This is a genomic window from Hymenobacter arcticus (genome assembly GCF_054779975.1).
Genome location: NZ_BAAGXF010000010.1, coordinates 97,319 through 109,444 on the forward strand (window position 1 = coordinate 97,319; position 12,126 = coordinate 109,444).

Genomic DNA, 12,126 nt, shown 5'->3' on the forward strand with positions numbered 1-12,126 from the left:
AAATAACGTTAATCATATTCGCGTAAAAATTGGGCTTTAAAGCGCAATAATTAGGTAATTTTTAGTGGTGCGCCACCTTATTTCTTTTGCCACAATAAATATCGAGCGGCTAACTCAGCTAAATTATTGCTTCGGTTACCTTAAAAACAGCCGGTTGAGAACGAAAAACCGCTGTTTTGCGCGCCAGGCTACCTTGTTTTCAACGCCTGCTTCACCCGGCCGCTGGGCCCGCGCAGCTACTGCATCACCGACCGGGGCCGGTCGGCCGGAGCCACGCCCCAGGTGGGGCTGGGCCGGGGTCCCATCTCGAACACCAGCTGGCCGCCCCGGAGCAAATCCTGGTGGGTGATGTAGGACTTGGAATACGGCTGGCCATTACGCGTTACGCGCTGGATATACTTGTTGGTGAGGGTATTATTCTTCGCTTCAATCGTCAGGGTTTTGCCGCCGGCCAAGGTGAGAATGGCCTGGTTTACCGACGGGCTGCCAAACACGTAGGCCCCGTTGGCGGGGTTGAGCGGGTAGAAGCCTAGCGTCGAAAACACGTGCCAGGCCGACATCTGCCCCACGTCCTCGTTGCCGATGATACCATTGGGCTTGGTGGTGTAAAAATTCTCGGTGATGAAGCGGACTTTCTCGGCCGTTTTCCAGGGCTGGCCCACGTAGCTGTAGAGGTAGGTGATGTGGTGGCCCGGCTCGTTGCCGTGGGCATACATCCCGATGAGCCCCGAAATATCGGGCGAGGCCTCCGCGCCCATGTTGCCCTTCACGGTAAACAGCGAATCCAGCTTCTGGCTGAAGCGTTTTTCGCCGCCGAGCAGGGTTACCAGGCCTTCCACATCCTGCGGCACCAGCCAGGTGTACTGCCAGGCGTTGCCCTCGGTGAAGTCGCTTTTCATGTGCACCGACGAAAACGGGTTGAACGGTGCGCGCCACTCGGTGGCCGACACCCGGCCGCGCATGAAAACCACCTGCTTGTCGAAGTAATTCTGGTAGTTTTTGGCCCGCTTGCTGAAGTAGGCGTAGTCGTCGGCTTTGCCCATCTTCTTGGCCATCTGGGCAATACACCAGTCGTCGATGGCGTATTCCATGCCTTTCGACACGCTCTCTACTTCGTTGTTGGCCGGGATGAAGCCCAGGGCTTTCACGTCTTTCAGGCCCCAGTCGTCGCGCATGGCGGTGGCTTTCACGGCCTCGTAGGCCAGGTTGGCGTCGAAGCCTTTGTAGCCCTTCAGGTAGGCATCGGCCACCACCGGCACGGCGCTGTAGCCTACCATGCAGTTGGTTTCGTTGGCCATGAGGTGCCACACGGGCAGCTTGCCCTGCTGCTGGTAAATGGCCAGCATCGAGCTCACCATGTCATTCACGCGCTGCGGCTGCAACAGCGTAAACAGCGGGTGCGCCGCCCGGTACGTGTCCCAGAGCGAAAACGTGGTGAGGTTGGTGAAGGTGGCCCCTTTGTGCACCTGCTCGTCGGTGCCCCAGTAGTCGCCGTTGTGGTCGTTGAAGATGGACGGCGCCACCATGGTGTGGTAGAGCGCGGTGTAGAACGTCTTTTTGCGGGCCTCGCTGGCCTGAATGCGCGCTTTTTGCAGCTCCCGGTTCCAGGCGGCATCGGCGGCGGCCACTACTTTGCCAAAGTTCCAGCCCGGAATCTCGGCCCGGATATTAGCCTGCGCGTTGGCGGTGCTCACGGGCGAAATGCCCACTTTCAACTTTACCACTTCGCCAGCTTTGGTGGTAAAGGTTACCACGCCCTTGATGCGATTGCCGGTGGCCGCCGGGGTAGTATTACCCAGCGAATCAGTTACTTGCAGGCTTGTAAACTGCCGGATGGGCTTCGAGAAAACCGCCGCGAAGTAGAGCCGCTGCTTCACGGCCCAGCCCTTGGAAAAGCGGTAGCCTACCAGCGTGCTATCGTTGAGCTGCTCGATGTGAGTATCGGTGGCCAAATCCCAGCCAATGCCCTGCTGCAAGTCGATAACCAAGTGGGCCGCGTCAGACTTAGGGAAGGTATACTGCTGAAAACCAACCCGTTCGGTGGCTGTCAGCTCGGCCTTGATGTCGTAGCGCTTGAGGCGCACGGCGTAGTAGCCGGGGCGCACGCGCTCCTCTTTGTGCGAAAACAGCGATACGAAGCCTTGCTCGGGGTTTTTGAGCGTGCCCTTGCGCACCCGCACCGCGCCGGTGGTGGGCATGATGGCCACGTCGCCCAGGTCGCCGATGCCGGTGCCGCTGAGGTGGGTGTGCGAAAAGCCCACGATGGTGGAGTCGGAATAGTGGTAGCCCGAGCACCAGTCCCAACCCTCCGACAGGTTGACCGGCCCCAGCTGCACCGCGCCGAACGGTACGTTGGCCCCCAGAAAAACGTGGCCGTGAAACCCGGTGCCGATGTAGGGGTCCACGTACTGCGTGAGGCCGGCCACCGGCGGCTTGGGGCCGGGGCCCGCGGGCGGCGCGGCGCCCACGGCCAGGGCCGTTAGCCCACCAGCCAGCACGATTACCGGCGCTACGAACCGCTGCAGAGGATGCTTCATAATGCTTATAAGCTGGAAATTAAATACCGTCAACTATTTATATTTTAAGTACTTGCATTAATTTTACTACTTAACCCCCACGGGTAGAAACTGCTTGTCCACGTTCCAGCCTTCGACCGACACCACGGGCGCGGGTACGCTGGCCGAGGGCGTGTATTCCAGCTCCACGGTTCGGCTTTCGCCGGGCAGCACCGACACATAGTTATCGGTGTAGAACACCGGTAAAATGCGCTTTTGCGTACCGGGGTTCAGCAGCGAAATGCGGTTAAAAAAGGCTACCGGCGCGTCGGCCGGGTTGGTGAGCGTGACGGCAATTTTGCCCGGTGCCATCGGCTTAACGGTAGTGTTAACGGCCGCTTTCGCCATGCTTTTCAGGCCCGAATATTCGCCCTTGGCGTCGGGTAGCCAGTAGAAGTTATTGCTAATGACCTGCTTATCGAGGCCCTGCAATTGCAGCGACAGGAACAGGCCTTTTTGCTTGCCAAGCTGCTTTACCACTGCGTTAACGGGCAGAATTTTCTTCGACATCGATGGCCCGGCCTCTAGCACCACCTGCGTGATGCTGGTTTTTTTGCCGGCCATGTCGTAGGCATCGACCACCAGCATGAGGTCGCGCTTTACCTGGAATAAGTTATTGGTAATCATCACCATACTATCCACGGGGTTGTACATCACGTGCAGCGGCTCGCTGCCCGTGCGCAGGCCGTAGAGGCAGGCGTTGGGGTCGAGGTAGTAGTCGTACATCTGCCCGCGCAGGGAGGTCCAGGGGTTCTGCGTTTTCCAGATAATGCTGCCCGTGTACCAGTCCCACATATGCGAGTTGAAGCCCTCCATGAGCGCGCGGTACTGGTCGTAGTTCACAAGCTGCGCTTTCACGCCAAAATCCTTGATATTTTTGGGCGCGCCGTAGGGCAGCAGCGACTGCTCGTAGCTGATGTAGGTGTGGTAGGTCCACACCGAATCGACCTGCTCGGTGGGCTTGCTGGTAGCGCCCAGGTAGCGCGGCGGCACCAGGTTGGCCGGGGCCAGGAAGCGCTCCAGCGACTCCACGTCGCCCACGCCCACCGAGCCCACTTCCGAGTTAAACGGATAAGTTTGGTGCGCCCAAAATTTGCTAATTAGCTGAATGCCATACGGCCCATCGCCGTTGCCGCCCTGGTTGTTGAACGACATGCTGTCGGCGTTGGAGTACGGCACAAACCACCGCGTACCATCGAGCTTGGGCAGGATGGAATCTTGCAGCGCCGTGAGAATATCCCGGGGCGGGGTGATTTCGTTGCCGCCGCACCAGATGGCCAGCGAAGCATAGTTACGCACCAGCTTCACCTGGTCGGCCGCCGAATTGATAAACAACTGATGGTCATTAGGATACTGGCGGCGGGTCCACTGGTCCTCCAGCTTCATGGGGTCCACCCAGCGGCCGTTGGCGTCGCCCGATACCCAGAAGTCCTGCATCACCAGCATCCCATATTTGTCGCAGGCCTGGTAAAACTCGGGCCGCTCGACGAGCGCGCCGCCCCACACCCGAATCAGGTTAAGGTTCATGTCGCGGTGAAACCGGATTTCGGCGTCGTAGCGCGCATCCGTGAAGCGCAGCATGGCATCGGAGATAATCCAGTTGCCACCCTTGATGAATATTTTCTGGCCGTTGAGCAGCACCTGCATGCTCTGAGTTTTGGCGTTCCACACATGCCCGATTTCGCGCACGCCCACTTGCAGGTTTTCCTCGTCCGACACCGTTTTGCCGCCCACCAAAAACTGCATTTGCAGCGGGTAGAGGTTTTGCGCGCCGTAGCCGTTGGGCCACCACAGCTTGGGGTTTTGCAGGGTTAGGGCGGGCAGGCGCACCACTTGGGTGGCGTGCGCGGGCACACTCACGGCCTGCTTCACCAGCTGGCCGGCCATGGTGTATTGCAACACACCCGAGACTTTTTTACCGGTCGGGTTTTCCAACTCGGCCGTCACGTCGAGGTTGGCTGGGGCCTGGGGGCCGTCGGGCAGGCGCACGCCGGGCAAGCGGGTCACCACGTGGGGGTTTTTGATATTGATGGCCTGCGTCTTCTCAATCGTCACCTTGTCCCAGATGCCCGTGTTACGGTCGCGGATGGGCCGAATCCAGTCCCAGCCTGCCGTGTACTGGATGGCCACGTTGCGGGCAATGGTGCCGTCGCCGCCCTGGCCACCGTTGGGGTTGCCCACGGGGTCGGGCGGATATACCACTACGGCGAGGCGGTTGCGGCCGTCCTTGGCCAGGTAGGGCGTGATGTTGTAGGCTTGGCGCAGAAACATGCCGTGGTGGGTTTTCTCGTTGAGCTTCTGCCCATTAAGAAACACCTCACAGCTGTAATTCACGCCCCGGAAGTGCAGCCACACCTGGCCATCGCCGGTAGCGGGCGCCTCCTGAAAGTCCTTGACAAACCAGTAGGTGTAGTAGTCGCGCCCAGTGCGGTAGATGTCCGGGATGCGGTCGTTGTTCATCCCGAAAAAGGGGTCGGGCACCTGCTTGTTTTCGAGCTGCGTGGTAAGCACCGTGCCCGGCACCACGGCCGGCAGCCAGCCCGTGAGTGCGTAGCCCGGCTGCGAAAGCTGCGGCCCCGCCGCCGAAACCTTGCCGATGGGCATGCCCCGCCAGCCGGCATTCAGCTCGTAGCGCTGCGCCGCCAGCGGGTAGGCGCTGATTAGGCTTAGGAGGAGAAGCAGGAAGCGAAATTTTGTCATTCGGAAAAACGCCGCAGTCAGGTACTGAGGCGGGTAACTAGGATAAACAACTGTATGTAGCGTGGACTCTGCGAGTCCGCGCGTTGCGCAACCAACCCAAGCACGGACTCGCAGAGTCCACGCTACCTCAGCGGCGGGCCTTGTGCCCGGCCACGCCGTAAAACAGCAAAAACAAGTAGCACGGAATCACCAGCCAGTAAGCGTGTTGAGGCGACGAATAGTCAGCCAGCAGACCGTAGAGGGGCGGCAGCACCGCGCCCCCAGCAATGGCCATGATGAGCAGCGATGAGCCCAGCTTGGTGAAGCGCCCCAGCCCCTCAATGGCCAGCGGCCAGATAGCTGGGAAAATCAACGAGTTGGCCAAACCCAGCAGCGAGATGAACAGCACCGAGGTATAGCCGTGCGTGAAGAGCGCGCCCAGCGCAAACAGCACCCCCGTAACCGCCGAAACCTGCAAGGCCCGCTCCTGCGAAATGAACCGCGGAATGGCGATAATGCCAATGCCGTAGCCTACAATCATGGCTATCAACGTGCAGGTAGTGAAGAACTTAGCCGTAGCCAGGGCGATGCCCTGCGATGCGCCATAGCTGATGATGGTGTCACCGGCAATTACCTCCACGCCCACGTAAAAGAACATGGCCAGCGCCCCGAGTATCAGGTGCGGGAAGTGGAAAACGCTCGACTTGTTGGTGTTAGCGGCAGCCACGGCGTCATCCTCGTGGTCGGTGTCGATTTCGGGCAATGACGAGAAATAGATGAGCACGGCCAGCACCACCAGCACGGCCAGCATCAGCAGGTAGGGCGTCACCACGCGAGCGGCCAGGGCATCGAGCTCGGCGGCCTTATCGGCCAGGCTCATGGTTTTGAGACGCAGTACCAGCGCATCGGCATCCTTGAGGGCCACGGCCCCCAGGGCAATGGGGGCCAGCGCGCCGGCCACCTTGTTGCAGATGCCCATGATGCTGATGCGCTTGGCGGCACTTTCGCGCGGGCCAAGAATGGTGATGTAGGGGTTGGCCGCCGTTTGGAGCACGGCCAGGCCGGTGCCCTGCACAAACAAGCCCAGCAAAAACAGCCCGTAAGTGCGCGTGAGGGCGGCCGGCACAAACAGCAGCGCCCCCACTCCCATTACCAGCAGCCCCAGCGACATACCCTTTTTAAACCCGGTGGCCTTCAGCACCCAGGCCGACGGGATGGCCATCACCAAATACGAGATGTAGAAGGCAAACGCGACCAGGTAGGCCTCAAAGTTGGTGAGCTCGCAGGATATTTTCAGGTACGGAATCAGCACCGAATTAAGCCAGGTGACGAAGCCGAAAATGAAGAACAGCGACCCAATGATGATGATTGGCTTGTTGGACTGGCTGGTGGCCGGCAGGGCCGGCGCGCCGGCCGCGGTAGCTACTTGAGGCATAGGATAGCGGGTGAAGAAATCGGTTGAAGAAAATGAGCCCGTAAGCTACGCGGCCGGGGCGGCCTATTGCACCACCAGCTCGTCGGCAAACAGCCAGGCGGTGGCCTCCTTAGCTCCCGCGGCGGCCGTTTTGGGCCGCGCGTTTTTGGCCGTGACGCGCACGTAGCGGGCCTTGGTTTTTTTCCAGTCGGCCTTCACCTCGCCAATGGAGCCGCCGGCCGGGGCCGCCGGCACGGGTGCCGAGTACACCGTTTTGTAGGTGCGGCCATCCGTCGAGATGGCCACTTCCAGCGCGGTCGGCAGCAGAATCTCATCCTCTGGCTTTTGCAGGAACGTGCTGCGCACGCTGCTGATTTCCATAGCCTTGCGCAGGTCGAGCGTGGCTACCATATCGTCGTTCTCAAAGCCCAGCCAGTGGCCGTCGCCGTGGCTAAGGGAGCCTTTGAGGCCATCGACCAGGGTGAGCGCGCCGTTGCCGCGGTAGGCTTTATTGGGCGCAGTGGCCAGCTTTACGGGCGTAGCGAAGGCTTTGTGCGCCATCACATCAGTAGAGGTCAGCTTGCCGGCTGGCTGCCCGTTCTCAAAGGAAGCGGCCTTCACCGTGGCCGATTTGGTGAGCGTGAAGGGCCCGTTGTAGGCCGTGGAGGCGCTGGTAGGCGCGGTGCCGTCGAGGGTGTAGGTAATCTGCGGGCCGGTGGCGTCCAGTAGTAGGCTTACCACGTCGCCGCCCTTGGTGGTATCGGTCACGAATTGTTCGCGCACGTTGAAGGCGCTTTTGGCGTAGTTGGCTCCCAGCGCGGCAAAGCGCTGGTACTGCGGCTGCATCCGCACCTTGAAGCTCTCCCAGTTTTTCTGGCTGGCCGGGGTCCAAAGCACTTCGGCCAGCGCCGACATGCGCGGCAGCACCATGTACTCGACGTACTGCGTGGTAGGGATGTACTCGGTCCAGAGGTTGGCCTGCGCGCCCAGGATGTACTTGCGCTCCTCGGCGTTCAGCTCGGGGGGCGTGGGCTCGAAGGCATACACCTTGGCCAGCGGCAGGTAACCGCCAATGCTGAGCGGCTCCTGGCTGGGGTCGCCCTGGTAATGGTCAAAGTACACAAACTCGCCAGGCGTCATCACCACCTGGTGCTTTTGCTTGGCGGCGGCTGTGCCGCCCTCCATGCCGCGCCACGACATTACGGCGGCATTGGGGGCCAGGCCACCCTCCAGGATTTCATCCCAGCCGATGATGGTTTTGCCCTTGGTGTTCACGAATTTCTCCATGCGCTGCACGAAGTAGCTCTGCAATTCGTGCTCGTCTTTCAGGTGCTCGGTCTTGATGCGGGCCTGGCACTTAGGGCAGACTTTCCAGCGGGTTTTGGGCGCTTCGTCGCCCCCGATGTGCACAATTTTGCTGGGGAACAGCGGCATTACTTCCGTCAGCACGTCTTGCAAAAACGCGAACGTCTGCTCGTTGCCGGCGCAAAAAATATCGTCGTACACGCCCCAGGTCTGCCCCACTTTGAAGGGGCCGCCGGTGCACGAGAGCTCGGGGTAGGCCGTGAGCGCCGCCAGCGCGTGGCCGGGCATCTCAATTTCGGGCACCACCGTGATGTAGCGGTCCTGCGCGTACTTAACTACCTCTTTTACTTGCTCTTGCGTGTAGAAGCCGCCGTAGCGCACGTTGTCGTACTCGGGCACTTTCGCGCCGTAGTGGCCGATGAGCGTGCCCTCGCGGAAGCCGCCCACAGTGGTCAGCTTGGGGTATTTCTTGATTTCGATGCGCCAGCCCTGGTCATCCGTGAGGTGCCAGTGAAAGGTGTTCATCTTGTGCAGCGCCAGGTAGTCGATGTACTGCTTTACAAACTCGACCGGGAAGAAGTGGCGGCTCACGTCGAGGTGCATGCCGCGCCAGCTGTAGCGCGGCTTGTCGGCCACCTCCACGGCGGGCAGGCTCGCGCCCGCCGTGCGCTGGGCCGGCAGCAGCTGCCGAATGGTTTGGGTGCCCAGGTACAGGCCCTGCGGCTGGCGGGCCGCCAGTACCACCCGTGCGGGTTGCACGCTCAGGGTGTAGCCCTCCGTGCCCAGGGTATCAACGGGTTGCGTGAGCGTGAGGTAGATGGCGCTCGCCTGCTGCTTGCCGGGCGCAGCCGCCACCACGGGCGGCGTTACGCCGGTGGCGCGGGCTATTTCCGCGCTCAGGCTTTGGCCAATGCGGCGCAATTCGTCATTTTTGGGGCCCACGTAAATCTTGGTTTCCGGGGTAATGGCGAAGCGGCCCGTGCCGGGCACCAGCCGCACCGGCTGCGGAATAACGGCTATGCCGGCCGGGCTTGCAGTGGCTTGCTGGCCGTGGGCCGGGGCCAGGCCGCCCAGGCTCAGCACCGCCACTAGTACTACTAATACGTTCTTATTCATAGGGTTAGCTCGTGGTGGGGGTGGGAAGTAGGGTCCTCCTGCTTCATGTGGCAGAGCGCCGCCGCGCCCAGCACGGCCGCGTTGCCCAGCGCGGAGGGCGCAACAACCAATCGCTCAGTTACTTGCTTAAATGGAAACGCCGCCAGGCTCTCCGCCAGGCCGCCGCGGAAATACTCGAAGCCGCCGCTTACCGAACCGCCTAGAAAAATGGCTTCGGGCGCCAGCGCGTAGAGAATGATGTGGATAGCGCGGCCCAGGTGCCGGCCAAACTCAGCGAACACGGCTAGCGCCTCGGCATCGCCCTGCCGGGCCAGCGCGTGCCACGCCGCCCCCGACTGCCCGGTGCGCTGCGTAAAGAACTTGCCGCTGCAATAGTCTTCGATGGTATGGTCGAGGTAAGGAATCATCCCAAATTCGCCGGCGCTCGAAAGCGTTCCCGAATACACTTGGTGGTTGATGATGATGCCCGCCCCCAGCCCGGTGCCGAGCGCCAACCCCACCAAGTTGGCGTAGGGCTGGCCCTGGCCGTACATTTTCTCGCCAATGGCAAAGGCGTTGGCGTCGTTGGTAATATATACCGGCTGGGCGAAGTGGCTGGCCAGGTGCTGCTTAAGATGCACCTCGCGCCAGGCCGGAATATTCTGCACGTTGTGCACAATGCCGTTTTCTTCGTCTACCAGCCCCGGCACCCCAATGCCGATGCCCGCCACCTCGGCCGTCACCAGCGGCGCCAACTGCTGCGTCAGCTCAGCTAAAATTTGCTCCTTCGGCGCATTGGCCGAAGTTTCAAACTTCACCTCCTGCAGCAGCTCGCCGTGCTGCACAATGCCGACGTGCACCTTCGTGCCGCCGATATCTACGCCGATGTATTTGCTACTGGTCATTTGGTTATCAATTACTTGGTAGTCAGCCCTGATGCGAAACCCCACCCCCGGCCCCTCCCCTTCGGGAGAGGGGAGCCAACCGCAAGCAGTCGTTGAAAGTAGTCAGGCTCCCCTCTCCCGAAAGGGAGGGGCCGGGGGTGGGGTGAACGCCCTAAAACTGCCAGCGCACAAACGCTTCCATGGCCTCATAATTGGCCATGCCGAGGCGGTCGTATTGCTGGGCGGTTTCGCGGTTGCGGTGTTCGGCGCGCACCCAAAACTCGCGGGCGTCGTCGCCCGGAAACACCGGCGTATCCTTCTGGCTCTGGTGCTTGAAAATGGCATTGCGCTTGCGAACCACCTCCTGCGGCGACAGCGGCACGGCCATTTCAATCTCGTAGGGTGCAAACTCGTGCCACGCGCCGCGGTACATCCACACCCAGCATTCTTCCACCCAGGTTTCGGTGGGGCGCAGGCGGCGCAACGCCTCCGTCACAATGTTGAAGCAGATGATATGCGTGCCGTTGGGGTCGGCAAAGTCGCCAGCCACAAAGAGCTGGTTGGGCTGCACCTGCTGCAACAGCTTCATCGTGAGCTCAATATCACGGTCCGTTACCGAAAACTTCGCGGTGCGGCCCGATTCATAAAACGGCAGCGCTTGGAAGTGAATGTGGTCGTCGGACAGGCCGGCGTAGCGGGCGCCCGCAATGGCCTCGCTTTTACGAATGAACCCCTTAACGTTGCGAATCTCCTGGGTATCAACCTGGTTGGCCTGCTTTTGCTGAATGAACGCGCGCATGCCGTCGTACACCGTGCGCAGCTCGCTGGCGTCCTTGCCCAAGCTGGCCTCGAAGTCGATGGCAAACTCCATGTAGCGCAGCACGTCGTCGTCCCACACGGCCGTGTTGCCCGAGGTCTGGTAGGCCACGTGCACGTCGTGGCCCTGGTCAATGAGGCGGATGAAGGTGCCGCCCATCGAAATCACGTCGTCGTCGGGGTGAGGTGAGAAAATGAGCACCCGCTTCGTGGCCGGCAAGGCCCGCTCGGGGCGCTGCGAATCGTCGGCGCCCGGCTTGCCGCCCGGCCAGCCCGTAATAGTATGTTGTAACTTATTGAAAATGTGAATGTTAATTTTATAAGCTGGCCCCTGCTCGGTGGCCAGCTGAGCCATGCCGTTGCTGTTGTAGTCCTCGTCGGTAAGCTTCAGAATTGGCTTATCCAGGGTGTTCGAGAGCCAGATAACAGCTTTCTTGATGAGGCGCTCGTCCCACACGCAGTCTTTCACCAGCCAGGGCTTGTCGAAGCGCGTGAGCTCGGCAGCGGCGTCTTCATCCACGATAAACTCAACGTTATCAGCTAGTTGCAAATACGTGGCCGGCACTTCGCTCGATACCTCGCCCTCCACGGCCTTCTTGATGATGGGCGCTTTTTTGCCGCTCCAGGCCATCAGGATAATCTCGTGGGCCTTGAAAATGGTGCCCATGCCCATCGTAATGGCCTTGGTGGGCACGTACTCCTTGCCGCCAAAGTCGCGCGAGGCGTCGCGGCGCGTGAGGTCGTCCAAGGTGACCAGGCGCGTGCCCGAGTTGGGGGCCGAGCCGGGCTCGTTGAAGCCCGCGTGCCCGGTGCGCCCGATGCCCAGCAGCTGTAAGTCGAGCCCGCCGCACGCCTCAATCTGGCGCTCGTAGTTGAGGCAGAAAGCCGCCACCTCATCGGGGGCCAGCGTGCCGTCAGGGATGTGAATGTTCGCCCGCTCGATGTCGAGGTGGTCAAACAGGTTCTCGTTCATGAACGTCACGTAGCTCTGCGCCGACGTGGGCTGCATGGGGTAATACTCGTCGAGGTTGAAGGTCACCACGTTGCGAAAGCTCAGGCCTTCCTCGCGGTGCAGGCGCACCAGCTCCTCGTACACGCCCACCGGCGTGGCCCCGGTGGCCAAACCCAGCACGGCCTGCTCGCCGCGCGCCTGCTTGCTCCGAATGAGGGCCGCAATGCGGGCGGCTACTTGCACGGACGCCGTTTCCTTGTCGCGGTACACGGTCACCGGAAGCTTTTCAAAACGGGTTTCCTCCAGGAGGTTCAGTCTGTTCATAATGGGTAGCGTAACGTTGTGCATAAGGGCGAAGCCAGGTGGGGTTGCGAAAAGGCTAAGACAGTCAAGTTCAAGTAAATCAGCTAGTTATCATGCAGACTG

At 60.8% G+C, this 12,126-nt stretch carries 6 protein-coding genes; all 6 read right to left on the bottom strand.

Annotation, left to right across the window (positions count from 1 at the left end; translation table 11 throughout):
• Positions 1–236: 236 nt before the first annotated feature.
• The 6 genes from ACYVGC_RS16705 to ACYVGC_RS16730 all read right to left on the bottom strand — a co-directional run bounded on the left by ACYVGC_RS16705 (position 237) and on the right by ACYVGC_RS16730 (position 12,024).
• Positions 237–2,537 carry a GH92 family glycosyl hydrolase gene (locus tag ACYVGC_RS16705; protein WP_460584988.1) on the bottom strand — a complete coding sequence of 767 codons (2,301 nt, stop codon included), beginning with the start codon at positions 2,535–2,537 and terminating at the stop codon, positions 237–239.
• 66 nt (positions 2,538–2,603) lie between these two features.
• Complete coding sequence (locus tag ACYVGC_RS16710) at positions 2,604–5,255, bottom strand: glycoside hydrolase family 2 protein (RefSeq protein ID WP_460584989.1); 2,652 nt, start codon at positions 5,253–5,255, stop codon at positions 2,604–2,606.
• 127 nt (positions 5,256–5,382) lie between these two features.
• The gene (locus ACYVGC_RS16715) at positions 5,383–6,669 is read right to left on the bottom strand and encodes a sugar MFS transporter (RefSeq protein ID WP_460584990.1); all 1,287 of its coding nucleotides are present in this window, start codon (positions 6,667–6,669) and stop codon (positions 5,383–5,385) included.
• Between the two features lie 63 nt (positions 6,670–6,732).
• Entirely contained in the window at positions 6,733–9,069 is a 2,337-nt protein-coding gene (locus tag ACYVGC_RS16720; protein WP_460584991.1) for a glycoside hydrolase family 20 protein, read from the bottom strand.
• A complete protein-coding gene (locus ACYVGC_RS16725) occupies positions 9,066–9,953 on the bottom strand; it encodes an ROK family protein (RefSeq protein WP_460584992.1) in 888 nt (295 codons plus the stop codon). The genes ACYVGC_RS16720 and ACYVGC_RS16725 overlap by 4 nt, the downstream gene beginning before the upstream one ends.
• A gap of 151 nt (positions 9,954–10,104) precedes the next feature.
• A complete protein-coding gene (locus ACYVGC_RS16730; protein WP_460584993.1) occupies positions 10,105–12,024 on the bottom strand; it encodes a glucosamine-6-phosphate deaminase in 1,920 nt (639 codons plus the stop codon).
• Positions 12,025–12,126: the final 102 nt, after the last annotated feature.

Bases quoted from the DNA above. Each gene is read 5' to 3' on its own strand.
- ACYVGC_RS16725 (WP_460584992.1), bottom strand. From the start codon at position 9,953: ATGACCAGTAGCAAATACATCGGCGTAGATATCGGCGGCACGAAGGTG.
- ACYVGC_RS16710 (WP_460584989.1), bottom strand. From the start codon at position 5,255: ATGACAAAATTTCGCTTCCTGCTTCTCCTCCTAAGCCTAATCAGCGCC.
- ACYVGC_RS16705 (WP_460584988.1), bottom strand. From the start codon at position 2,537: ATGAAGCATCCTCTGCAGCGGTTCGTAGCGCCGGTAATCGTGCTGGCT.
- ACYVGC_RS16715 (WP_460584990.1), bottom strand. From the start codon at position 6,669: ATGCCTCAAGTAGCTACCGCGGCCGGCGCGCCGGCCCTGCCGGCCACC.
- ACYVGC_RS16730 (WP_460584993.1), bottom strand. From the start codon at position 12,024: ATGAACAGACTGAACCTCCTGGAGGAAACCCGTTTTGAAAAGCTTCCG.
- ACYVGC_RS16720 (WP_460584991.1), bottom strand. From the start codon at position 9,069: ATGAATAAGAACGTATTAGTAGTACTAGTGGCGGTGCTGAGCCTGGGC.